At 61.8% G+C, this 25,184-nt stretch carries 16 protein-coding genes; 8 read left to right on the plus strand and 8 right to left on the minus strand.

The genetic code is table 11. The features are described 5' to 3' along the window. Positions 1–107: 107 nt before the first annotated feature. The 3 genes from holA to leuS all read right to left on the minus strand — a co-directional run bounded on the left by holA (position 108) and on the right by leuS (position 4,397). Complete coding sequence (holA, locus tag IB264_RS26895; RefSeq protein WP_025425294.1) at positions 108–1,142, minus strand: DNA polymerase III subunit delta; 1,035 nt, start codon at positions 1,140–1,142, stop codon at positions 108–110. A gap of 113 nt (positions 1,143–1,255) precedes the next feature. After that, positions 1,256–1,780: an LPS assembly lipoprotein LptE gene (gene lptE, locus IB264_RS26900; protein ID WP_025425293.1), complete on the minus strand. Its 525-nt coding sequence runs from the start codon at positions 1,778–1,780 to the stop codon at positions 1,256–1,258. Beyond that, positions 1,767–4,397 carry a leucine--tRNA ligase gene (leuS, locus tag IB264_RS26905; protein WP_025425292.1) on the minus strand — a complete coding sequence of 877 codons (2,631 nt, stop codon included), beginning with the start codon at positions 4,395–4,397 and terminating at the stop codon, positions 1,767–1,769. The genes lptE and leuS overlap by 14 nt, the downstream gene beginning before the upstream one ends. 224 nt (positions 4,398–4,621) lie before the next feature. Between leuS and IB264_RS26910 the strand changes: the two genes are divergently transcribed. Together IB264_RS26910 and IB264_RS26915 are read left to right on the plus strand one after the other, a co-directional pair. Beyond that, the gene (locus IB264_RS26910) at positions 4,622–5,281 is read left to right on the plus strand and encodes a YggS family pyridoxal phosphate-dependent enzyme (protein WP_025425291.1); all 660 of its coding nucleotides are present in this window, start codon (positions 4,622–4,624) and stop codon (positions 5,279–5,281) included. Between the two features lie 113 nt (positions 5,282–5,394). After that, positions 5,395–7,302, plus strand: a complete 1,908-nt coding sequence (locus IB264_RS26915) for an AMP-binding protein (RefSeq protein WP_025425290.1) — start codon at positions 5,395–5,397, stop codon at positions 7,300–7,302. 122 nt (positions 7,303–7,424) lie between these two features. Here the strand turns inward: IB264_RS26915 and IB264_RS26920 are convergent, their stop codons facing one another. Continuing rightward, a complete protein-coding gene (locus IB264_RS26920) occupies positions 7,425–8,294 on the minus strand; it encodes a LysR substrate-binding domain-containing protein (RefSeq protein ID WP_025425289.1) in 870 nt (289 codons plus the stop codon). 137 nt (positions 8,295–8,431) lie between these two features. Here IB264_RS26920 and IB264_RS26925 point away from each other — a divergent pair, with 137 nt between their 5' ends. After that, positions 8,432–8,818: an ectoine synthase gene (locus IB264_RS26925; RefSeq protein ID WP_025425288.1), complete on the plus strand. Its 387-nt coding sequence runs from the start codon at positions 8,432–8,434 to the stop codon at positions 8,816–8,818. Positions 8,819–8,881: 63 nt separating this feature from the next. Here the strand turns inward: IB264_RS26925 and IB264_RS26930 are convergent, their stop codons facing one another. Further along, positions 8,882–9,583 (minus strand): DUF1013 domain-containing protein, encoded by a 702-nt coding sequence (locus IB264_RS26930; RefSeq protein ID WP_025425287.1) that lies wholly within the window; start codon positions 9,581–9,583, stop codon positions 8,882–8,884. A 223-nt stretch (positions 9,584–9,806) separates the two neighbouring features. Here IB264_RS26930 and acs point away from each other — a divergent pair, with 223 nt between their 5' ends. Next, positions 9,807–11,756 (plus strand): acetate--CoA ligase, encoded by a 1,950-nt coding sequence (gene acs, locus IB264_RS26935; protein WP_025425286.1) that lies wholly within the window; start codon positions 9,807–9,809, stop codon positions 11,754–11,756. 237 nt (positions 11,757–11,993) lie between these two features. Here the strand turns inward: acs and IB264_RS26940 are convergent, their stop codons facing one another. Then, complete coding sequence (locus tag IB264_RS26940; RefSeq protein WP_038575773.1) at positions 11,994–12,194, minus strand: DUF1674 domain-containing protein; 201 nt, start codon at positions 12,192–12,194, stop codon at positions 11,994–11,996. 125 nt (positions 12,195–12,319) lie between these two features. On the opposite strand from IB264_RS26940, the gene htpX reads away from it, so the two are divergent. The 4 genes from htpX to purH all read left to right on the plus strand — a co-directional run bounded on the left by htpX (position 12,320) and on the right by purH (position 18,459). Continuing rightward, entirely contained in the window at positions 12,320–13,282 is a 963-nt protein-coding gene (gene htpX / locus IB264_RS26945) for a zinc metalloprotease HtpX (protein WP_025425285.1), read from the plus strand. After that, the gene (locus tag IB264_RS26950) at positions 13,282–14,694 is read left to right on the plus strand and encodes an RsmB/NOP family class I SAM-dependent RNA methyltransferase (protein ID WP_025425284.1); all 1,413 of its coding nucleotides are present in this window, start codon (positions 13,282–13,284) and stop codon (positions 14,692–14,694) included. The genes htpX and IB264_RS26950 overlap by 1 nt, the downstream gene beginning before the upstream one ends. A 334-nt stretch (positions 14,695–15,028) precedes the next feature. Further along, on the plus strand, positions 15,029–16,714 hold the full coding sequence (locus IB264_RS26955; RefSeq protein ID WP_025425283.1) for a heparinase II/III family protein: 1,686 nt from the start codon (positions 15,029–15,031) through the stop codon (positions 16,712–16,714). 134 nt (positions 16,715–16,848) lie between these two features. Continuing rightward, complete coding sequence (gene purH / locus IB264_RS26960) at positions 16,849–18,459, plus strand: bifunctional phosphoribosylaminoimidazolecarboxamide formyltransferase/IMP cyclohydrolase (protein WP_025425282.1); 1,611 nt, start codon at positions 16,849–16,851, stop codon at positions 18,457–18,459. A gap of 144 nt (positions 18,460–18,603) precedes the next feature. Here purH and IB264_RS26965 read toward each other — a convergent pair whose 3' ends face one another. Both IB264_RS26965 and IB264_RS26970 read right to left on the minus strand, forming a co-directional pair. Further along, positions 18,604–20,037 carry an MFS transporter gene (locus IB264_RS26965; protein WP_025425281.1) on the minus strand — a complete coding sequence of 478 codons (1,434 nt, stop codon included), beginning with the start codon at positions 20,035–20,037 and terminating at the stop codon, positions 18,604–18,606. 239 nt (positions 20,038–20,276) lie between these two features. Next, positions 20,277–25,070 carry an NAD-glutamate dehydrogenase gene (locus tag IB264_RS26970; protein WP_025425280.1) on the minus strand — a complete coding sequence of 1,598 codons (4,794 nt, stop codon included), beginning with the start codon at positions 25,068–25,070 and terminating at the stop codon, positions 20,277–20,279. Positions 25,071–25,184: the final 114 nt, after the last annotated feature.

Below are 25,184 nucleotides of genomic sequence, written 5' to 3' on the forward strand. Positions count from 1 at the left end.
TTTTTACGCATTTCCTGACGGAAAACCGCTTCGCACCTTTCCTGGAAAGGCTTTAAGCGCGCTTCCAATTGCCCGATAGGCTGATTTGAGCCTGCTTTTGCGGGCTCTCAGCGTCTGGCTGACTGCACGGCAATCGCCAACAGGTTCTGCAGCACCATGCTCTCCTCGAGGCTCTGGCGCGTGCGGCTCTGATAGATCGTATTTTGAAGCCGTGTCAGTTCGCGGCGGATCGCCGGCGAAGACCAATGTCTGAGGGCTGCTTCGATGATGGGCTTGCGACGAAAATGCAGGTGCCGGCCCATGGTGGCGATAACCTGGCCGGCCTGCTGGCGGCTGGCATCCATTTCGGCGCGCATCAGATCGAGCTGCTGAAACTGCCTGAGGCACCCCTGCAAAACGAGGAAGGCGGGCGTTTTTGACGTGGTTATCTTCTGCATCGCATGCAATAGACCGTCAAGGTCACCCTTCAGGACCGCATCGACAGCATCATCAACGGAAATGGCGCTGGCATCGCCGACAATGTCGGTCACATCCGATTCGTCGACGGTGCTCTTGCCACGGCAATAGAGTGCAAGCTTGCGTACTTCGTTGCGCGATGCCAGGCGGTCGCCGCCAAGCGCTTCCATCAGCCGTTCACGTGCCGCCGGAGTAATGCCGAGTTTTTCTTCGCCCAATTCCTTGTCGATCAACGCCTGCAGGCTGCGGGCGTCGTCGCTGTAGCAGGCGATAGTCGCGATCGAACGTGCCGTCTCGGCCACCTTGCGCAGCGCCGATCCCTTCTTGAGATCACCCGCTTCGACGACAACATAGCTACCGGTCGGCGGTTCGCCGGCCAAAATCTGCAGACCATCGACCAACGCCTTCTCGTTGGCGGCTCCGCGGACCCAGATGAGCCTTTCGCCACCGAAGAGGCCGATCGAATTGACCTCGTCGAGCAACCGGCCGGGGCTCTGTTGCAGATCCCCGGCATCGAGCTTGGTGATGGAAAATGGGTCGTCGAGCGCAACGCCGCTGCGCGACGCGATCGCCTCTGCCCGCTCCGAAACCAGCCCGCGGTCTGGTCCGTAGAGGACAAAGAGGCGATAAAGTGCCGCTGACTTCTGTAGGAAAGAGTCGAATTCGTGCGACTTGACTTCGCTCATTCCGTCACCGCCTAGAGCGTTTCCAGTTTAGACTGACTCCCAGAAACGCTCTATCCCTTTGTTTCAACGCAATTCCTGCCGGAAAACCGCTTCGCACTTTTCCTGGAAATGCTCTATCGGCTGAGGGCCGCGGCGATATCGGCCCGGATCAGCTCTGCCAGTTCCCTTGCAGCGCGGTTCTCGCCATCGCGGACGGCGCGGACCTTGGCAAACTCCTGGACGGGAAAGTCGACAAGCGCGACGGCCGTGCGGTTGCCTGACTTGATGGTTTCGCCCGTGCCGGCCCTGGACAGGTTATAGTCCGCTTTCACGACGATACGCCCTGCGGCTGCCCGGTCCCGTGCCTGATCAAAGAGCGTGCCCATGACGCGGGTCGTGACGTTCAGCGCCAGATGATATTGCGGGTTCGCCGGTTCTCCCTGGCCGCCGGCGGCCAGGAAGATCAATGCGTTGCGCACCTCCTGCTCAACACGGTCATCCGCATCGGAGATTTCGATCGACGCAAGCGCTGCCGATGTGCCGACCGCATCGGAATAAAGTGGCCTGACCTGGCAGCCGGCGAGCGCGGTCAACATAAGAACACCAGCCAGCATCGGGAGCGACCGGATGCTGGAGCCAGCTCTATCAGACAACGACATTGACGATCCTCTGAGGCACGACGATGATTTTCTTGGGGCTGCTGCCGTTGAGAACGGACTTGACGGCATCGAGAGCGAGAACGGCATTCTCGATCGCAGTCTGATCTGCATCGCGCGCGATTGTCAAATCCGCGCGCTTCTTGCCGTTGATCTGGACCGGCAGCGTGACTTCATTCTCAACGACGAGCGCCGCATCAAACTTCGGCCAGCCGCTTTCGGCGATCAGGCCCTTGCCGCCGATCGCCTGCCAGCATTCCTCGGCCAGGTGCGGCATCATTGGGGCGATCAGGTTGACCAGGATCGATGTTGCTTCCTTTGCAGCCGCTGCCAGCGCCGCATCGGCCTTGCCGGCAGCAACCTGGGTCAAGGGGGCCGCAATCACGTTCACGAGCTCATAGATACGTGCCACGGCCTTGTTGAAGGCCAGCTTGTCGTAATCGGCTTCAACCGCGCGCAGCGTCCTGTGGGCCGCCTGTGAGAGAACGAGTCCGCTGCCTTCATGGGCTGGCGCCGCCTCGACTGTGCGAAGTGTTTCCGCCGCCTCGCCGATCAGGCGCCAGACGCGCTGAACGAAGCGATGGGCGCCTTCGACGCCAGACTCTGACCAGATGACGTCACGGTCGGGCGGCGAGTCGGACAGAACGAAGAAGCGTGCGGTATCGGCGCCGTAGGAGGCGATGATATCGTCAGGATCAACGACGTTCTTCTTCGACTTCGACATCTTCTCGATCGAGCCGATGGTGATGTCTTCGCCGGTCTCGAGCAGAACGGCGCGGCGCTGTCCGTCGACCTCGTCGATGCGGATTTCCGCCGGCGTGATCCATTCGCGCTGGGCGCCTTCGCCGCGGCTGTAGGTCTCGTGCACCACCATGCCCTGGGTGAACAGGCCCTTGAACGGTTCGTCCAGGGCAACATGGCCGGTCGCCTTCATCGCGCGGGTGAAGAAGCGCGAATAGAGCAGATGTAGGATCGCGTGTTCGATACCGCCGATATACTGGTCGACGGGCAGCCAGTGGTTGGCCGTCTTCGGATCGGTCGGGTCGTCCTCCCAAGGAGCCGTGAAGCGCGTGAAGTACCAGGACGAATCGACGAAGGTGTCCATCGTGTCGGTCTCGCGACGGGCGTCCTTGCCGCAATGCGGGCAGGCCACGTGCCGCCAGGTCGGATGGCGGTCGAGCGGGTTGCCCGGCTTGTCGAAGGTGACGTCCGGCGGCAGGATGACGGGCAGGTCGGCCTTGGGAACGGGAATGACGCCGCAGTCATCGCAATGGATGACCGGGATCGGGCAGCCCCAATAGCGCTGGCGGGAAATACCCCAGTCGCGCAGGCGGAAATTGACCTTGCGTTCGGCGCGCGGCGCGCCGGCCAACACGCACTTTTCCAGCTTCGATGCCACGGTTTCGAACGCGTCTTCCGTCGACAGGCCGTCGAGAAAACGCGAATTGATCATCACGCCGTCGCCGATATAGGCCTCGTCACCGATCGCGAAGCTTTCGGCATCGGCATCCCTCGGCATGACGACCGGAACGACTGGAAGCCCATACTTGCGGGCGAAGTCGAGGTCGCGCTGGTCGCCGGACGGGCAGCCGAAGATCGCGCCCGTGCCGTAGTCCATGAGGACGAAGTTGGCGACGTAGACCGGCAGCTCCCAGCTTTCGTCGAGTGGATGCCTGGCGCGGATGCCGGTGTCCATGCCCTTCTTTTCAGCGGTCTCGAGCGCTGCAAGTGAGGTCCCGGCGCGCCGGCACTCCTCGCAGAAGGCCTCGATTGCCGGATCCTTTGCCGCTGCCTGCCTGGCAAGCGGGTGATCGGCGGAAATCGCCAGGAAGGAGGCGCCGAACAGCGTGTCCGGACGGGTAGTGTAAACGGTCAGTTCCGTGGTGTCGGCGGCGGCGGTGCCTTCGACGATCTGCCAGCGAATGGACAGGCCCTCGGAGCGGCCGATCCAGTTCTTCTGCATCAGGCGTACTTTTTCCGGCCACTGGTCCAGCGTGTCCAGAGCGTCCAGCAGTTCCTGGCTGAAGTCGGTGATGCGGAAGAACCACTGCGTCAGCTCGCGCTGCTCGACGAGCGCGCCGGAACGCCAACCGCGGCCGTCAATGACCTGCTCGTTGGCGAGAACGGTATTGTCGACCGGGTCCCAGTTGACCTTGGACTGCTTGCGGTAAACCAGGCCCTTCTCGAGAAAATCGATAAACAGGTGCTGTTGGCGCTGGTAGTATTCAGGGTCGCAGGTCGCGAATTCGCGGTTCCAGTCAAGCGACAGTCCCATGACCTTCAGCTGCGCCTTCATCGAGGCGATGTTCTGATAGGTCCAGCTGGCCGGATGCACGCCGCGCTCCATGGCGGCGTTTTCCGCCGGCATGCCGAAGGCATCCCAACCCATGGGGTGAAGCACGTTGAAGCCCCGGGCGCGCTTGTAGCGGGCGACGACGTCGCCCATCGTGTAGTTGCGCACGTGGCCCATGTGGATGCGCCCGGACGGATAGGGGAACATCTCGAGCACGTAATATTTTTCGCGCGGATCATCGTTCTCGGTCTTGAAGACCTCGCCGTTTTCCCATTCCTGCTGCCAACGCGGCTCGGCATCACGCGGATTATATCGTTCGGTAGACATGTCTTTTAGGTGTTCCGGAAGTTCTGCGGGGCAAGGGAGCGCCCTCATGATAGTTGGGGTGACCTTCATCATGAAACCGCTTGGTGGTCAAGTTTTCGAAGGGTTTGGCGCGACACTTTGGCGGATTTGGGCCGGCTCGAGCGGCGATGGCCTTGGCAAGGCGCGCAAGTTTGCCTAATCCGCTAGTTATCGCCCGGAAGGTCGTTATGTCGGAGAATATATCCATGGAAGTTCAAGAGCGGTTACAGGATGTCGTGAGCCGGATTCACACGGCGGAAAGGGCGGCAAAGCGCCCAAAGAATGCCGTCAGCCTCGTTGCCGTTTCCAAGACATTCGACGCTGACGCGATCCGTCCGGTGATCGAGGCCGGCCAACGCGTGTTCGGCGAAAACCGCGTGCAGGAAGCACAGGGCAAATGGCCGCTGCTGAAGGGCGAAAGCCCCGATCTGGCGCTGCATCTGATCGGGCCGCTGCAGTCCAACAAGGCGGCAGAAGCCGTTGCCCTGTTTGATGTCATCGAGACCGTCGATCGTGAGAAAATTGCCCGGGCGATCTCGGCGGAAATGAAGCGCCAGGACAGGACGCTTCGTCTCTATGTCCAGGTCAACACCGGTCTGGAACCGCAGAAGGCCGGAATTGCGCCTGCAGAAACCATCGCGTTCGTGACCTTCTGCCGCGAGGAACTGGATATGGTTATCGAGGGTCTGATGTGCATTCCGCCTGTCGACGAGAACCCCGGTCCGCATTTTGCGCTGTTGGCGAAACTAGCCGGCGCGTGCATGCTCGACAGGCTGTCGATGGGCATGTCCGGAGATTTCGAAACGGCGGTCCAGTTCGGCGCGACCAGCGTGCGCGTCGGTTCGGCAATTTTCGGATCACGCTGACGGCCAAAACGTCGCATTACGCTTTCGTCGGGGTTCACCTTCGTTCTCATTAGCCTATCCTTGTGCACGAGGAGGCCGGGCATCGCCCGGCATGCATTGGGAGGAGAACGGATATGGCGAGCCGCTATTCCGAAGTGTACGGCGCGTGGAAGACGGATCCGGAGGGGTTCTGGTCTGAGGCGGCAGAGGCGATCGACTGGTTCGAGAGGCCGGAGCGCGCCTTCGAGGCTGAAGGGGGCATTTATGGCCACTGGTTTCCCGGCGGGCTGACCAACAGCTGCTACAATTGCCTGGACCGGCATGTCGAAGCCGGTCGTGGCGAGCAGATCGCCTTCATCTACGACAGCCCGGTCACGTCTAGCATCGAGCGCATCTCCTATGGAGCGTTGCTCGACGACGTCAAGGCGCTGGCCGCCGTCTACCGCAAGCTCGGCGTCGACAAAGGCGATCGCATCATCATCTATATGCCGATGATCCCGCAGGCGGCGGTGGCGATGCTTGCCGCCGCGCGCATCGGCGCGGTGCATTCGGTGGTGTTTGGCGGCTTCGCCGCCAACGAACTCGCCGTTCGCATCGACGATTGCCGGGCCAAGCTCATCGTGTCGGCCAGCTGCGGCATCGAGCCCGGTCGCACGGTCGCCTACAAGCCGCTGCTCGATGCGGCGCTGACGATCGCCGAACACAAACCGGCGCATTGCCTTGTCTATCAGCGCGAGATGCTGCAGGCGGATATGACGCCGGTGCGCGATATCGACTATGCCACAGCGCTTGCGGCGGCAAAGGATGCGGGCGACGAGGCCGGTTGCACGCCGGTGGCATCCACCGATCCGCTTTACGTGCTCTATACCTCCGGCACCACAGGCCAGCCGAAGGGCGTGGTGCGCGACAATGGCGGCCACATGGTTGCGCTCAAATGGTCGATGCAGAATTTCTTCGGCGTTCAGCCCGGTGAGGTCTTCTGGGCGGCGTCCGACATCGGCTGGGTCGTCGGGCATTCGTTCATCGTCTATGGGCCGCTTCTCAACGGCAACACCTCGATCCTGTTCGAAGGCAAGCCCGTCGGCACGCCGGATCCCGGAACCTACTGGCGGATTATCGCGGAACACGGCGTGGCCGTCATGTTCACCGCTCCGACGGCGCTGCGCGCCATTCGCAAGGAGGATCCGGATGCGTCGCTGGTGACGAACCATGATCTTTCTCGGTTTCGTGCGTTGTTTCTGGCCGGTGAACGGGCCGACCCCGACACGATCTGCTGGGCGGAAAGGGCGCTCGGTGTGCCGATCATCGACCATTGGTGGCAGACGGAAACGGGCTGGCCTGTTGCCGGCAATCCGCTCGGACTCGGACTCCTGCCTGTCAAATACGGATCACCGGCTGTTCCGTTACCCGGCTACGATGTCCAGATCCTCGACGACGCCGGTCATCCGGTCGAAGCGGGCACGCTGGGCAACGTCGTGGTCAAACTGCCTTTGCCTCCAGGGTGTCTGCCGACACTCTGGAATGCCGACCATCGGTTTCGCGCGGCCTATCTCGAGGAGTTTCCCGGCTACTACAAGACGGCCGATGCCGGCTACCTCGACGATGACGGCTATGTCTTCATCATGGCGCGCACCGACGACATCATCAATGTCGCCGGTCACCGGTTGTCGACGGGCGCCATGGAGGAAGTGTGCGCCAGCCATCCGGATGTGGCGGAATGTGCCGTCATCGGCATCGCCGACGCGCTGAAGGGTCAGATCCCCGCCGGCTTTCTGGTCATCAACTCGAATGTTTCCCGTGAAACATCCGAGATCGAACGGGAGGTCATCAGCCTCGTGCGTGATCGCATCGGGCCGGTGGCCGCCTTCCGCGTGGCGATGTGCGTCAAGCGGCTGCCGAAAACCCGATCCGGCAAGATCCTGCGCGCGACGATCCAGAAGATCGCCGATCGCCAACCGTGGAAAATGCCGGCGACAATCGACGACCCAGCGATCCTCGATGAGATTGCCGCGGTGCTTCATTCCAAGGGTATCGGCATCTGATCGTGCATTCTACAGCGCCGCGCGTCTTATTAGACGCGCAAAGGTCGCTGTAGCACTTTGAATGGCTGCATGTTTTTATCCTTAAATCGAATAGGATTTAAGGAAACATGCAGGAGCATGCCTCAGATTCGAACGACGGAACTGAACCACGTGCTGAAGGCCGCCACCGGTTTGCTGCGCAGGTTCTTGGTGATGAGGTAGTAACTCTCGTCTTCAAGTGTGGCGATCGGCGAGAGGACGATGAGATCGCCGTGCTCGATCTCGCGGCGAAAGACTTCGACCGGGCAGAGCGCCACGCCATGGCCGGCGATCACGGCCGTCGCCAGCAGGTTGAAATCCTGGAAAACCGGACCGCGGCGCGGCGGTCGAGCCATGGGCAGGCCGGCTGTCGCAAACCATTCTTGCCACCGCGCGATCGTCTCGTCGTGAAGCAGGTCGGCGGTGGTGATTGCCTCTGGTGTGTCGAGCGCGCCTTTGCGCTCGATGTAACGAGGGCTGGCGACCGGGCGGTTCGCACGCGAAAACAGCCGGTCGCATTGCGTCCCGACGGATAGGTCCGCACCGAGCGTGATGAGCACGTCGCAACCCGTCTCCCGCAGCCTCTGCTCGGCCATCGCGTAGATTACCTTTACATCGACGTCCGGGTGCCGTTCGAGGAAATCGCTGAGCGCCGGTATCAGCCAGCGCGTGGCGATCGATGGGATGCAAGCGACGGTGATCGATGATTTGGCGTTGGCGCGCAGCATTTCTGTTTCGATCGCGATGCGCGCAAAACACGATGTCAAGGCGTCGGCCAACCGCTCGGCGTCAGGAAGGAGACCGACGCCGCGCTTTTCCCGCCGGAACAACGGCCGGCCGAACCATTCCTCGAGCAGCCTTATCTGATGGCTAACTGCAGCGTGTGTGACATGCAGCTCGTCCGCGGCACGTGAAAAGCTGGCGAGCCGGGCGGCGGCCTCGAATGCGCGAAGCATGCCGAGTGGCGGAAGCATCTGCAAATTCTCCTCAACCACCTCTTGAGAAATCGTTGTTTTTCTATCGAAAAGTCCCGTGGGATAAGGATTTCAACATCACGAGAACGCATTCCGGTCTTCGTCATGTAAGAATTTCTCATAGGAGGATATAGCACATGTTCGTGCGCAGCCTGCAGGATATCGAGGCCACCGATCATTTCGTCGAATGGGGGAGCGGCACCAGCCACCGACTGCTGACGGAAAAAGATGGCATGGGTTTTACCGTTTGCCACACCGTCGTTCGCGCCAATACGGTCTCATTGCTGGAGTACCGCAACCATCTTGAGGCTTGCTACTGCATCGCCGGCCAGGGCGAGGTGGAGGATATGCAGGGCAATGTCTTTCCGATTCGTCAGGGCGACATCTACGTGCTCGATCAGCACGACAAACATTTCCTGCGGGGAGGAAAAAATGAGGATCTCATCCTCGTCAGTGTCTTCAATCCACCGCTCAAGGGGACCGAGCGCCACAATCTGAAGGACCAGTCCGGTTCGGCCTACTGAATCTGGCAAACAAAAAAGCCCGGATCGAGCGATCCGGGCTTTCGTCAGGTCATGACAAGTCGATCAATATTGATCGTCTTCGTCCTCGTCCTTGCGATCCGACTTCAGCGACTTGAGCTTGGCGAAGACGGCATCCGCATCGATTTCCTTCTCTTCTTCGCGCTCGTAGCTGAAGTTGAGCTTTTCTGTTTCCTGGGCTGCTTCGAGCGTCGCGCCGAGCTCGGCGGCTGTCGGCAGCGGACGGCCCTTGGCGGCGCGTTCGACTTCAAGGTCGAGATCGATCTGCGAGCACAGGCCAAGCGTTACCGGATCCATCGGCGTCAGGTTCGTCGAGTTCCAGTGGGTGCGCTCGCGAATCTGCTCGATCGTCGACTTCGTGGTGCCGACGAGGCGGGAAATCTGCGCGTCCTTCAGCTCGGGATGGTTGCGAACCAGCCAGAGAATGGCATTCGGGCGATCCTGGCGCTTGGAGACCGGCGTGTAGCGCGGGCCCTTGCGCTTGGAGTCGGGAACACGGACTTTCGGCTCCGAAAGCTTGAGCTTGTGGTTCGGATTTGCCTCGGCGCGGGCGATCTCGTCGCGCGACAGCTGTCCGGTTGCGATTGGATCTAGACCCTTGATGCCCTGTGCCGATTCACCGTCTGCGATCGCCTTCACTTCGAGCGGATGCAGCTTGCAAAACGTTGCAATCTGTTCGAACGACAATGCCGTATTGTCGACGAGCCAGACGGCTGTTGCCTTGGGCATAAGCAGTTGCTGAGCCATGGATATAGTCCTTTTGTCCGCCGCGCCGGTGTCGCGGGCCGTGGAGTCTACCACTGATTTCCGGGAATTGAGCGCCTCTATAGCGTCGTTGTCTCAAAATTGCAATTCTCCAGTTCCAAATGTCCTTTTGTCTAATTGCGGCGCGGCTTTGACCTGCTATGACTCGTCGCCGAGGCGGGGTCCCCGGGAGGGACCTCAGACAGGAATGCGCAGGGAGGAACGAATGTCCGCCAAGATCTATCCGGTGTTGAAGTCTGCCAAGAGCCGGACGCTGCTCGATAACGCGACCTATCTGAAGTGGTATGAGGAAAGTGTCGAGGACCCGGCCAAGTTCTGGGGCAAACACGGCAAACGGATCGACTGGTTCAAGCCCTATACCAAGGTCAAGAACACCTCTTTCAAGGGCAAGGTCTCGATCAAGTGGTACGAGGACGGCCTCACCAACGTCTCCTACAATTGCATCGACCGCCACCTGAAGACGCACGGCGAAAAGACGGCGATCATCTGGGAAGGCGACAACCCCTATATCGACAAGAAGATCACCTACAACCAGCTCTACGAGCAGGTTTGTCGGCTTGCCAACGTCCTGAAGAAGCATGGCGTCAAGAAGGGCGACCGCGTCACCATCTACATGCCGATGATCCCGGAAGCATCCTACGCGATGCTTGCCTGCGCGCGCATCGGCGCCATTCATTCGGTCGTGTTCGGCGGCTTCTCGCCGGACGCGCTCGCCGGCCGCATCGTCGACTGCGAATCCACCTTCGTCATCACCTGTGACGAGGGCGTGCGCGGTGGCAAGCCGGTGCCGCTGAAGGAAAATACCGACACCGCGATCGACATCGCCGCCAAGCAGCACGTGATCGTCAACAAGGTGCTGGTCGTGCGCCGCACCGGCGGCAAGATCGGCTGGGCGCCGGGCCGCGACCTCTGGTACCACCAGGAAACTGCGACCGTGAAGCCGCATTGCGAGCCGGCGAAGATGAAGGCGGAAGACCCGTTGTTCATCCTCTACACCTCGGGCTCGACCGGCAAGCCGAAGGGCGTGCTGCACACCACCGGCGGCTACCTCGTCTATGCCTCGATGACCCATGAATACGTGTTCGACTATCGCGACGGCGATATCTATTGGTGCACGGCGGATGTCGGCTGGGTGACCGGCCATTCCTACATCGTCTACGGACCGCTCGCCAACGCGGCGACCACCGTGATGTTCGAGGGCGTTCCGAACTTCCCCGACGCAGGCCGCTTCTGGGAAGTCATCGACAAGCACAAGGTCAACGTCTTCTACACCGCGCCGACGGCAATCCGCTCGCTGATGGGCGCCGGCGACGATTTCGTCAAGCGCGCCTCGCGCTCGTCGCTGCGCCTGCTCGGTTCGGTCGGCGAACCGATCAACCCGGAAGCCTGGGAATGGTACTACAACGTCGTTGGCGATCAGAAATCGCCGATCGTCGACACCTGGTGGCAGACGGAAACCGGCGGCATCCTGATCACGCCGCTGCCGGGCGCGACCGATCTCAAGCCCGGATCGGCGACGCGGCCCTTCTTCGGCGTCCAGCCGCAGCTGGTCGACAACGAAGGCAACGTGCTCGAAGGACCTGCCGACGGCAACCTCTGCATCACCGACAGCTGGCCCGGCCAGATGCGCACGATCTATGGCGATCATGCACGCTTCGGCCAGACCTACTTCGCCACCTACAAGGGCAAGTATTTTACGGGTGACGGCTGCCGTCGCGACGAGGATGGCTACTATTGGATCACCGGCCGCGTCGACGACGTGCTCAACGTCTCCGGACACCGGCTGGGCACGGCCGAAGTCGAATCGGCGCTTGTCTCGCACCATCTGGTGTCCGAGGCAGCCGTCGTCGGCTATCCGCACCCGATCAAGGGACAGGGCATCTACTGCTACGTCTCGCTGATGGCGGGTGAGGTCGGCAATGACGATCTGCGTCAGGCGCTGGTAAAGCACGTCCGCTCGGAAATCGGCCCGATCGCGACGCCAGACAAGATCCAGTTTGCCCCCGGCCTGCCGAAGACCCGCTCGGGCAAGATCATGCGCCGCATCCTGCGCAAGATCGCGGAAGACGATTTCGGTGCGCTTGGTGACACCTCAACGCTTGCCGATCCGGCTGTTGTGGAAGACCTGATCGCCAACCGGCAGAACAAGGCTTAACAGCAACGCACGGTAAAAAGGGCGGCTTCGAGCCGCCCTTTTTTGTATGATGTTTCGTACCGAGGCGGTGGACTGAATAGACGACTGGGTCATCGACGGGCGTTTGTGAGCCGGATTCCGATTGACGGTAAGCGGAGTTCCCGGGCGGCAGCAGGAGATCGATATGACCCACGGTTGTTTTCGGACGATCCCAAAGAAGGAAATGTTCCTTCGCTTCAAACCCGTCTGAGAGCATTCTCAGAAATCGATCGCCCTACCCTTGATTTCCCAGTCGCCGAAGCGTGCCGGGTCGGCGCCGCCGCGGCCGCCGATTTCTGTCGGCATAACCTTCTCCGCTTCAGCCTGCCGACGCTCCTCCGCTTCCTTCAGCGCGCGCATGGCCGCGGCAGGCAGCGGCTTTTTCGGGCGGTCGGGGGCATTGTCGTTGTCGTTCTGCATCTCGCCAGTATCCGGATTCGTGCATCTGTATTGAAGAACGGGGCATTTGCACCCATCATATAAGGCGCCGTTGTCCGAACGGAAACCCTGATTCACGTGAAACGTCGACGACCCGGAGCCTCTTCATGAACCTCGTTCGCACCGCCATGCTGCTTGCAGTGATGACCGCCCTGTTCATGGCGGTTGGCTTCGCCATTGGTGGACGTGGCGGCATGATGATTGCGTTCGTCATCGCCGCCGGTATGAATTTCTTCTCGTACTGGTATTCCGACCGCATGGTGCTGCGCATGTACCGTGCGCAGGAGGTCGATGAACGCAGCGCCCCGGAATATTACGGCATCGTGCGCGATCTCGCTGAGAATGCCGGCCTGCCGATGCCGCGGGTCTATGTCATCGACAACCCGCAGCCGAACGCCTTTGCAACCGGACGCAACCCGCAGAACGCCGCCGTTGCCGCCTCGACCGGACTGCTCAACGCGCTCTCCTACGACGAGGTCGCCGGCGTCATGGCGCATGAACTGGCGCACGTCCAGAACCGCGATACCCTGACAATGACGCTGACAGCCACGCTTGCCGGCGCCATTTCGATGCTGGGCAACTTCGCCTTCCTGTTTGGCGGCAATCGCGAAAACAACAACAACCCGCTCGGTTTTGTCGGGGTGCTGATTGCAATGATCGTCGCGCCGATGGCGGCCATGCTGGTGCAGATGGCGATCAGCCGTACCCGGGAATATTCCGCCGATCGCCGTGGCGCCGAAATCTGTGGCAAGCCCCTGGCTCTCGCCTCGGCGCTGCAGAAGATCGCTGGTGCTGCCCATCGGATTCACAATGACGATGCCGAGCGCAACCCGGCAACCGCGCATATGTTCATCATCAATCCGCTCTCAGGCGAGCGCATGGACAACCTGTTTTCGACCCATCCGAACACTGAAAACCGGATTGCGGCCCTGCAACAGATGGCGCAGGAGATGTCCATGGGGTCGACGCCGCCGGTTCGGGCTGATAATCCGGTGCGCAAATCGCGCTCTGTTCCCTCTACCGGTTGGGGTCGCGGTGGTTCCGAACCGCCGAAAGGTCCCTGGTCCTGATGTCTGCCGAAAACAACAACGATTCACGTCCGAAACAAAACCGCTCGCGCAAGGAGCCGGCAAAGTCGAAGAGGCCTGCGCAAGAGCAGCGCGGTCCGGAGAAGCCCGGACTGCGCACGCGACAGGCAGCGGCCAAGATTCTCGGGGCGGTCGTCGATCGCAAGACCTCGCTCGATGGCATGCTCGATCATGAGCACGGAAATCCGGCCTACCGCGAACTGAGCGAGGCCGACCGGGCGCTGGTGCGCGCCATTCTCAATTCGGCATTGCGTCATCTGCCGCGCATCCAGGCGGCAATCGGCTCGATGCTGCAGACGCCGCTTCCGGAAGGCGCGCGCGCTCTCGACCATGTGCTCGCAGTGGCTGCCGCGCAGATCCTCTATCTCGACGTTCCTGATCATTCCGCCGTCGATCTTGCCGTCGAGCAGGCGCAGGCCGATCCGCGAAACCGCCGGTTTGCCAATCTGGTCAATGCCATCCTTCGCCGCCTGTCGCGCGAGAAGGACACGATCCTGGAAAATCTGCGAACCGTTCCTGCGATGCCGGACTGGTTCTTCGACAGGCTGGTCGAGCGTTATGGACGCGAACAGGCCGATCTCATCGCCGAAGCGCAACTGACCCCAGCGGCGATCGATCTGACTGTCAAGTCGGATCCGGATGCCTGGGCCGAGCGGCTCGGCGGTACGGTGCTGCCGACAGGCTCAGTCCGCCTTGCAGAATTCTCGGGCTCTATCCCCTCCTTAGCCGGATTCTCCGATGGCGAGTGGTGGGTTCAGGATGCGGCCGCATCCATCCCTGCCCGTCTTTTCGGGTCGATTGCCGGGAAGACCGTCGTCGATCTCTGCGCGGCACCCGGTGGTAAGACGGCGCAGCTTATCCTCGCCGGTGCCGAGGTGACGGCGCTTGATCAGTCGTCGAGCCGGCTGAGGCGTCTGAAGGGCAATCTCGAGCGATTGGGCCTGGAAGCGCAGATGAAAGAGACCAACATGGCCGACTTTCGGCCGGACGAACTTTTCGATGCCGCCTTGCTCGATGCCCCCTGTTCGTCGACCGGAACGACCCGCCGTCACCCGGATGTGCTTTGGACCAAGGGTCCGGAGGACATCGAGAAGCTTGCGCTGCTTCAGGAGCGCCTGCTGCGCCACGCGCTGACGGTGGTCAAGCCGGGCGGCATCGTCGTGTTCTCCAATTGCTCGCTTGACCCACGCGAAGGCGAGGAAGTGGTCGACCGGGTGGTCGCAGCCGGCGATGATTATGAGCGGGTGCCGGTTCTGGCTGAGAATTGGCAGGGCCTTGAAGATGCGATCACCCCGCTCGGCGAAGTGCGCACCACGCCATCGATGTTCCCGCTCGATCCACCCTTTGCCGGTGGACTCGACGGATTCTACGCCGCCGTGATTCGCCGCAAATAAGTCTGGAAAAGTCGATTCGTTCTTCGGAAAGGCTCGGCCACGGGCTGTTTTGGCGCGTCATTTGACGCTTTAAGGCCATGAGCCTATCAAAGACGATAAAATTGATAAAAGTTTAATGATCTTTCCGGCACCATCCAGAGTTCACGCGGAGCGCCGCGCGTCCTTTCGGACAGAGAAGAACGCTCTGACATTTTGAAACGGCGCATCGTGCGTACCGGAGATCGAATAGGGATTTTCGGGCAACCCTGCGCGAGTGATACTGGCGCGAAGCCGATGCAGCCGTTCGTTCGTCTCGAACGGCTTGCTTCAGGATTAAGGAAATCGACGGGCGTTGATGGTGTTTTCCGGCAGGCGAAGGCTTTCTTATCTGTATGCGCGCGAAGGTTGGCGCCGCGTGTCGCGGCGACTTTCGGTCGGCCGCGTCTCGTCGCTGCGCTTTACCGGATCGACGCCCGGCCGCCTGATCGTTGCGCCGACGGACCTCAGAGCCGTCGATCCCTTCGTTGCCGAGGAGATCCTCGAGGGTCGCTTTCCGCTGGCTGGGCGGGTGCTCGACACCGAGGGCGAATCGCCCTTCGAGATCGACCTGCCGTCGCTGGAATTTGCCACCCGCCTGCATTCGTTCGGCTGGCTCAGGCATCTGCGGGCGATCCGCGAGGATGCCGGCTTCGTGCGCCTGCGGCAGATCGTTGACGACTGGATTGCCACCCACGGCCGCAATTTCGGAGGCATTGCCTGGGATGCCGACGTCATCGCCCAGCGCATCATCGCATGGCTCTCGCATTCGCCGGTGGTCCTGCGCAATGCCGAGCACGGCTTTTATCGCCGCTTCCTGAAAAGCCTGGCCTTCCAGGTTCGTTATCTCCGTCACATTGCCGAAACGGTCAGGGATGGCGAGGCTCGCCTGCGTGTGCGGATGGCGCTTGCCATGGCATCGGTTTCGATGCCGTCGACGCCGTCGGCGATCCGCAAGGCGTCGCGCCATCTCGATTTCGAGCTTGATCGGCAGATTCTCGCCGACGGCAGCCACTTTTCGCGCAGCCCGCGGGCCGGGCTTGAGTTGCTGCTCGACCTGCTGCCGCTGCGCCAGACCTATGTCAATCTGGGGCATGACGTGCCGTCGCGCCTGATCCCTTGCATCGATCGTATGTATCCGGCACTGCGCTTCTTCCGCCACCAGGGCGGCGAACTGGCGCTTTTCAACGGCGCGACCTCGGTGCTGGCGCATGAGCTTGCCTCGGTGCTGCGCTATGATGAAACCGCCGGCGAGCCATTCCGCTCGCTGCCTCTCGCGCATTACGAGCGCCTGTCGATCGAAAACACCGTGGTCATCGTCGATACCGGCCGGCCGCTTTCAGTCGACCTGTCGCGTAGCGCCCATGCCGGCTGCCTCTCGTTCGAAATGTCCTCGGGCAAGACGCGTTTCGTGATCAATTCGGGCGCGCCGAAATTTGCCGGCGAACGATTCCGCCAGATGGCACGGATGACCGCCGCCCACTCCACCGTGACCGTCAACGACACGTCCTCCTCACGCTTCTCGCAGTCACGGTTTCTGGGCCCGATCATCACCAGCGGCGTCTCGCGCGTCGTCGTCGAGCGCAAGGACGAACCGGGCCGCCAGGAATCCGTCATGGCAAACCATGACGGTTATCTCTCGTCCTTTGGGCTCCTGCACGAGCGCGACATCGGCGTGCTGAACGGCGGCCGGATGATCCGTGGGCGTGACCGGCTTTCGCGCGCCGACGGCAGCGATCCTGATGAAACGAACCTGGCCGTGGCAGTCGCCCGCTTCCATATCCACCCGGCCGTCACTATTCGCCAGAACAACGGCCGCGAGATCTATCTGACCGCGCCCGATGGTGAAATCTGGCTGTTTGCCTGCCAGGACGGCGAGCTGGCGGTCGAGGAAGACATCTTCTTTGCCGATCCCTCGGGCATTCGCGCCTCGTCGCAGCTGACGGTGACCTTCGCCGTTGCCAGGCAGCCGGAGATCCAATGGACCTTCTCGCGCACGAACTGAGGCCAACTGCGCCCCTTATTTTAGGATGTTGGCCTGCCGAGGTTTCTTCGGCCGGCAAGCTATGCTAACGGGCAGCCATCCCAATCGCCGGAGCATCCTCCCGGGCGTCCGGCGCCGCCAAAGGAGCATGGTTGATGGCTGTCGCCTCCAAGAAAATTCCCGCCCCGAACGAGGTTCCAGTCCGGACCGCTCTTCTTTCCGTGTCCGACAAGACCGGTGTCGTCGAGCTTGCCCGTGCGCTGCATGAAAAAGGCGTACGTCTGGTTTCGACCGGCGGCACCCACAAGGCACTGTCGCAGGCGGGGTTGCCAGTCAGCGACGTCGCCGAACTCACCGGCTTTCCCGAGGTTATGGATGGCCGGGTCAAAACCCTTCACCCGGGCGTGCATGGCGGCCTGCTGGCAATCCGCGACGATGCCGAGCATCAGGCGGCGATGTCGGCACATGGCATCACCGCGATCGATCTGGCGGTGATCAATCTCTATCCCTTCGAGGAGGTTCGCGCGCAGGGCGGCGATTATCCGACGACGGTCGAGAACATCGATATCGGCGGCCCGGCGATGATCCGCGCATCCGCCAAGAACCACGCCTATGTCACAATTGTCACCGATCCGGCCGACTATCCGGTCCTGCTCGAAGAACTTGCAGCAGGCGCGACGACCTATGCCTTCCGCCAGAAGATGGCGGCCAAGGCCTATGCCCGCACGGCCGCCTATGACGCAGCCATTTCCAACTGGTTTGCCGAGGCGCTCGACACGCCGATGCCGCGCCACCGCGTTCTCGGCGGCGTCTTGAAGGAGGAGATGCGCTACGGTGAGAATCCGCACCAGAAGGCGGGCTTCTACGTCACCGGCGAGAACCGTCCGGGCGTTGCCACAGCTAAGCTGCTGCAGGGCAAGCAGCTTTCCTACAACAACATCAACGACACCGATGCCGCCTTCGAACTCGTCGCCGAGTTCCTGCCGGAAAAAGCCCCGGCCGTGGCGATCATCAAGCATGCCAATCCTTGCGGCGTGGCCACGGCCCCGACGCTGGTCGAAGCTTATCGACGCGCGCTTGCCTGCGATTCCACCTCAGCTTTTGGCGGCATCATCGCGCTCAACCAGATGCTCGATGCGGAAACGGCCGAAGCGATCGTCAAGCTCTTTACCGAAGTGATCATCGCGCCTGAGGTCAGCGATGAGGCCAAGGCCGTCATCGCCCGCAAGCCGAACCTGCGGCTCTTGACCACGGGCGCCCTGCCGGATCCGCGCATCCCCGGCCTTTCCGCCAAGACCGTATCCGGCGGCCTTCTCGTCCAGACCCGCGACAACGGCATGGTCGAAGACCTGGAGCTGAAGGTGGTGACCAAGCGTGCACCGACGGCGCAGGAACTGGAAGACATGAAGTTTGCCTTCAAGGTGGCAAAACACGTCAAGTCGAACGCCGTCGTCTATGCCAAGGATGGCCAGACCGCAGGCATCGGCGCCGGGCAGATGAGCCGGGTCGATTCGGCCCGCATCGCCGCGATCAAGGCCGAAGAAGCCGCCAAGGCGCTCGGCCTCGCAACGCCGTTGACGCGCGGCTCGGCCGTCGCCTCCGAGGCTTTCCTGCCGTTTGCCGATGGCTTGCTGTCGGCGATCGCTGCCGGTGCCACGGCGGTGATCCAGCCCGGTGGTTCGATGCGCGACGAGGAAGTGATTGCCGCGGCCGACGAGCATGGCGTTGCGATGGTCTTCACCGGTATGCGCCACTTCCGCCACTAAACCGGATCGGTTGCATTTTCAGTTGCTACTGCATGTTTCCATAAATCCTATTCGATTTAAGGATAAAAACATGCAGCAATTCAAAGTGCTACAGCGACCTTTGCGCGTTAATAAGACGCACGGCGCTGTAGTAAAGTCCGAGTTTTATTCCTCAGAGCCGTCGCGTCCCCAGGACGCGGCGGCTTTCGTATGTCCGGCATTCGCCGGATAAGGCGTGCGCAGCAGGATCAGAAAACCGAGGACGAGGAAGACGACGAGCGCCATCATGCCGATGCGGGCGGAGCCGGTCATGAGCGTGATCGTGGCGACCGACGCGGGCGCAAGAAACGACGTCGCACGGCCGGAAAGTGCATAGAGACCAAAGTAGCGCCCTGCTTCGTCCAGGCTGACGCTGCGCGCCAGATAGGAGCGCGACGACGCCTGAACCGGCCCGAAGGCGATACCGACGAGCAGGCCGTAGACGATATAGGCCTTCTCGGCTGCAGTGCCGAAGATGCCGCCCGAATCGTCCGTCGGCAGGGGAAGCAGACCGAAGAAGGTGAAGCCCGGTCCTGTCGAGACGATGCCAAGCGTGGCAATGATCAGGCAGACCAGGCTGGCGATCACGATGGTCTTTGAACCGAGCCGGGCATCGAGCTTGCTTGCATAGAGGCAGCCACCGATGGCAACGACGTTGAGGATGATGCCATAGATGCCGAGTTCCATGGTTTGCCAGGCGAACATGGCGGCGGCGAAGGTGCCGCCCAGTGCCAGCAGGCCATTGACCCCATCCTGAAAGATCATGCGGGCGATGAGGAAGCGCAGGATGCCGCGCCTTTGCCTGAGTTCGCCGAGTGTGCCTTTCAGTTCGCGCAGTCCCGTTCGGGTCGCCCCTGCAAGCGACATGGTCGCCTTGGTCGCATCCGGCGTGAACAGGAACATCGGAATGATGAACACGAGGTACCAGAGCGCCGATATCGGCCCGGTGATGCGCGCGTCCTCGCCCTTTGCCGGATCGAGCCCAAACAGCGGATCGATGCCGAGAGCGGTCTTGCCGGTTTCCGGATTTCCGGCAAGAAGCGCCACGACAGCGATGAGCACGATCATCCCGCCGAGATAGCCGAGGCCCCAGGCGATGTTGGAAATGCGGCCGATGTCCTTCTCGTCCACAAGTCGCGTCATCATCGAATCATTGAACACGATCGAGAATTCGGCAGCGACGGTGGCCAGCACCATGAAGATGACGGCGTAGATGATCGGTGAGCCGGGGGCGGCAAACCAGAGCATCGCCAGCGATACGATCTTGATGATGGCGAAAAAGCCGATCCACGGCTTGCGCGGTCCGGTGGCGTCGGCGATCGAGCCGAGAACCGGGGAGAGAATGGCGATGATGATGCCGGAAATGGTGAGCGTATAGCCCCACATCGCCTGGCCGATAGCATGATCCTCAGTCAGCCGGGAAACGAAGTAGGGGCCGAAGATGAAGGTGGTGATCACCGTGAAGAACGGTTGGGCCGCCCAGTCGAACAGCATCCATCCGGCAATGCCGAGACGGGTCGTTCCCGGCTTGTCTGCAGCCCTGTCCGCCGAAATCGCCAATTACCCCTCCCGGAAATGACTGCGCCGTGCGTTCTAATGAACGCGCGGCGCAGAAAGATCGTCATATCTCGCTCATCGAGACCGGGTTGACGGAGCATCCCCGGCCCGATCTTGCGCTACTGCATGTTTCCTTAAATCCTATTCGATTTAAGGATTAAACCATGCAGCAATTCAAACTGCTACAGCGACCTTTGCGCGTCTAATAAGACGCCCGGCGCTGTAGTCCGGGGCGGACTGTGTCATTTCACCCTGCCGCGTGCAAGGTCGTTGAGCAGACCCGCGGCAACCGTGATCTTGGCAAGCGTGGTCTCGCCCTTCTCAGTCAGGAGCGTCAGCTGGCCGCCCGCGCGTGAAACGCGTTCGCGGTCGTTTTCCTGCCAGGCCTGGACGGGATTGCGCTCGCTCTTCTGCTCGCGCAGCGCCGCTGCGGTGATGTCGCGTCTGGCGCCGGCAATGTCCGAGATCGCGCGCGACAGCGCCATTGCCTCGAACTGCTCGGTTGCCGGTACGCGGTCGGCTGCCGCCAGCAGGCGGTTGATCCGCAGCGTTTCGGTGACGGCAAAATAACCCTGTGCCGTGCGGCTCAGCGTCTCGCCGGTTTCAGCTGATATCTGCATGATTTCGGGCACGAGGGTCATCAGCGCCAGTTCCAGGATCTCATCCGCCAGTTTCTCCGGCACGCCGCCCTCGACGAAGGCTGCGGTCTTTACCCGAGCTTCGTCGGCGGTTTCGCCTGAAATCGCGGTGCGCATGGTGCTGCGCAGCTTCTGCAGCCCGTCGCGCAGGCGCGTCACGGCTTCCGAAACCGAACCCGTTGCCGCATGGGTGCGCAGGGCCCGCTCCGTCACGAGCGTGAAGATGCGCCCGACTTCCTGGTAGAGCGCATTCTGGAGGGCGCCGCTGATGCGATTGTCCAGGGCATCGATCTCGTCATAGATCCGCGGCAGGTCGAAGCCATCGAGTGCCAAAACAGCCGCCTTGACGACGTCTGCCGAGAGGAAGCCGGTGGCATCCGTCAAGGTCGAGACGAAAGCGGGGCCGCCGCGATTGATGGTTTCGTTGGCCAGCACCGTCGCGATGATCTCGCGGCGCAGCCGGTGGCCGTGGATGTCGCCGGCATAAGTCTTGCGCATCTTGCCGGGGAAGTAGCGTTCCAGGGTCGCCGTGAAATACGGGTCGTCGGGAAGCTCGCTGGCGATCAGCTCGTCGAACAGCACCAGCTTCGAGTAGGACAGGAGGACGCCGATCTCCGCGCGTGTCAGCGGCTTGCCGGCCTGATAGCGCTCGGTCATGACCTGGTCGGTCGGCAGCGTCTCAACCTTGCGGTTGAGGTGGCCGTCGGCTTCGAGTCGCGTCATCAGGCGGCCGAGCGTCGTGCGGTTTCCGGTACCCTGCAGTTCGGTGAGCGAGATTGCCAGCGACTGCTCGTAGTTGTTGCGCAGTACGAGATGGCCGACTTCCTCGGTCATCGACGCCAGCAGCGTGTTGCGCTTCGGCCGGGTCAGGCGACCGTCGCGCATCGCCGAGGCCAGCGCGATCTTGATGTTGACCTCGACGTCGGACGAGTTGACGCCCGCCGAGTTGTCGATGGCGTCGGAGTTGCAGCGACCGCCATTGAGGCCGAAGCCGATACGGCCCTTCTGGGTCACGCCGAGGTTTGCGCCCTCGCCGATGACACGGGCGCGGACCTCTTCGGCGACCACACGGATCGCGTCGTTGGCGCGGTCGCCAACCTCGGCATCCGTCTCGTTGCTGCCGCGCACATAGGTGCCGATGCCGCCGAACCAGAGAAGATCGACCTGGCTCTTCAGGATCGCGTTCATGATCTCGAACGGCGTGGCCTTCTGCTTGTCGATGCAGATCGCCGCCATGGCTTCCGGTGTCAGCGTCACCGACTTTTCGGCGCGGGAAATGATCATCCCGCCTTCGGAGAGCGTCTTGCGATCATAGTCCTGCCAGCTCGAACGTGGCAGGGCGAACATGCGCTTGCGTTCGGCGAAGGAAACATCCGTATCCGGATTCGGATCGATGAAGATGTCGCGATGGTCGAAGGCCGCGAGCAGACGGATCTTTTCCGAAAGCAGCATGCCGTTGCCGAAGACGTCGCCCGACATGTCGCCGACGCCGGCGACGGTGAAGGGAGTGGTCTGGATGTCGATGTCCATCTCGCGGAAGTGCCGCTTGGCGGTCTCCCAGGCGCCACGGGCGGTGATGCCCATCTTCTTGTGGTCGTAGCCGGCCGATCCGCCTGAGGCGAACGCGTCATCGAGCCAGAAGCCTGCTTCCTGGGCCAGGCCGTTGGCCGTGTCCGAGAAGGTCGCCGTGCCCTTGTCGGCGGCAACGACGAAGTAGGGATCGTCACCGTCGCGGCGCAGCGTGTCGGCCGGCGGCACGACATCCTGGCCGACAATGTTGTCGGTGACCGACAGCATCGTGCGGATGAAGGTCTTGTAGGCTTCGGTTCCGGCCTTGAACACCTCGTCGCGGTTGCCGCCAACCGGCAGCTGCTTCGGGTAGAAGCCACCCTTGGCGCCAACGGGCACGATGACGGCGTTCTTGACCTGCTGTGCCTTCACCAGGCCCAGTACTTCGGTGCGGTAGTCCTGTGCGCGGTCGGACCAGCGAAGACCGCCACGGGCGACCTTGCCGAAACGCAGATGCACGCCTTCGACTTCGGTGCCGTAGACGAAGATTTCGCGGAACGGACGCGGCTCGGGCAAGCCTTCGAGCTGCTTGGGATCGAGCTTGACGGCAAGGACCGCACGCGGCTTTCCGTCGGCATCCTTCTGGAAGTAATTGGTGCGGAGCGTCGCCTCGATGGCGTTGACGTAGCGGCGCAGGATCCGGTCCTCGTCGAGGCTCGGTACCGCCGACAGTGCGGTCTCGATCGATGCGATCAGGGCGTTGCACTTCTTGGCACGCGGCTTCTCCTCGATCGCCGGGTCCATGCGGGTGACGAACAGCTTGAAGATATCGGCGGCAATCGCCGGATATTTGTTCAGCGTGTCGGCGATATAGCCCTGCGAATAGGTGATGCCGGCCTGGCGGAGGTAGCGGGCATAGGCACGCAGCACCGTCACTTCGCGGGCGTTCAAGCCGGCGAGCAGGATCAGCCTGTTGAAGTTATCATCCTCGATCGTGCCGTTCCAGGCGGCGAGGAAGGCTTCCTCGAGCGCCGCACCCGACTTGTCGAGATTGAGCGCATGGCCGTCGCGATGGATCAACTCCATGTCGTGCAGCACGACGCGATGCTGGTCCTCGCCATGCTTGCCGACGTTGAGGTCGTAGGTCTGCTCGCTGATGACCCGGAAGCCGAGATTTTCGAGCAGCGGCACGCGGCGCGAAAGCGATACGGGTTCGCCGGCGTGGAAGATCTTCAGCTCGGCCGTATCAGGACGATTGACCGGGCGGTTGTAGTGGTAGAACGAGATCCGGATCGGATCTTCCGCCTTGCAGGCGGCGATATCGGCGAGATCGGCATAGGCTTCGGCCGGTGCAAAGGCCGCCTGGTAGGCTTCGCCAACGCTGAGCTCGATGCCATCCTTGCGGGCAAGCAGGTCGAAGCGATCGATCCAGCGCGTGACGATGCCTCGCACGGCCTCCTCGAGCTTGGCCTGGGGGATGCGCGGCGTCTTGCCGCTGGTCCGGCCGATGATGAAGTGCACGCGCGCCAGACCGCCCTCGGGGAAGGCCGGGTAGTAGGCCGAAACACGACCGTCATAAGCCGTCTTCAGATAGTCCCCGATCTTCTCGCGAACGTCGGAATCATATTGCTCGCGCGGTACGAAGACGATGACCGAAACGAAGCGGTCGAAATGGTCGATGCGTGGCAGAACGCGGATGCGCGGACGGTCGCCGAGCTCGTTGATCTGTTCGCAGAAGGCGGCGAGCAGGCCGACGTCGATCTGGAAGAGATCGTCGCGCGGGTAGGATTCGAGCGTGTTGTCCAGCATCTTGCCGGAATGGCTCTGCGGATCGTAGCCGAAATGATCGACGATCTTCTCGATCTTGTGGCGCAGCAGCGGGATTTCCGCGGCCTGACGGGTATAGGCCGAGGAGGTGAACAGGCCGACGATGCGCAGCTCGCCGGCGACATTGCCGTCGGCATCGAAACGCTTGACGCCGATGTAGTCCATATAGGCGCGGCGGTGCACGACCGACTTCACATTGGCCTTGGTGACGATCAGGAAATCCGGGCTTTCGAGGAAGGCCAGAATCTCCGGCGTGGTCAGAACTGCGTCCTTGCCCTGGCGCAGCACGCGCACATCGGGATTGGAAAGGATGCCGAGGCCCCTGCCCTTGCCGCGCTCGACCGTCGCCTTCCCGCCCTTGCCCGAATAGGTGTATTCGCGCATGCCGAGGAAGGTGAAGTTGTTGTCCCTGAGCCAGCGAAGGAAGGCCAGCGCTTCGTCGCGGTCGCTCTTCTTGCGCGAGGCGTTGTAGTCCTCGAGTTCCTTCATCGCGTGATCGAGCAGCGTCGTCATCGCCGGCCAGTCGTGCACGGCCTGATGAACCTGTTCGAGCACATCGCGGATACGGTTGCTGAGCGATTGCGCCTCGACCGGCGTCAACTTGCTCAGGTGGATCTGGATGTGGCTGATCCGGTGTGCCGGATCGCTCGGCTCGTCCGGATCGAACGGCTTGGCGGGCTTGCCCGGTTCCTGGACCAGAATGGGATGGATCGCGAGATGGATATCGCGGTGCGTGGTCGTCACCTCGCCCATGACCGAATCAAAGAGGAACGGCATGTTGTGTTCGGTGACGGCAATGATCGAAACCTCGGTGCCGCCAGGCGCAACGCCGGCCACGGTTTCAACCGACACTTGAGGTTTGCCGCCGTCCCAGCGTGCGAGTTCGCTTCTCGCATGGGCCGCCGTCAGTGCCAGCATGTCCGCCGAATAAAGATCGAGGTCGTCGTTGCTGGCCCCGCCGAAGAGGATCTCGGGCGCCAGCGCGTCGGTGCCCAGTTTGATGGCGGCCGCCTTCGCTGCGTCGATGTGTCTGTCCCGCTTCGGATTGTATTTCACGCCCATGAAGTTTCTCCCATTCATGATAGGCTAGACCCTATCAGAACCTTGGCTAATGGCGACCGCTTTTTATGACGATTTCGGCAAAAACGAGCCGAGAATCGGAGAATCTCACGTGAA

The organism is Ensifer sp. ENS11 (genome assembly GCF_014851895.1).
In the GTDB taxonomy this organism is placed as follows: Bacteria; Pseudomonadota; Alphaproteobacteria; order Rhizobiales; family Rhizobiaceae; genus Ensifer; species Ensifer canadensis.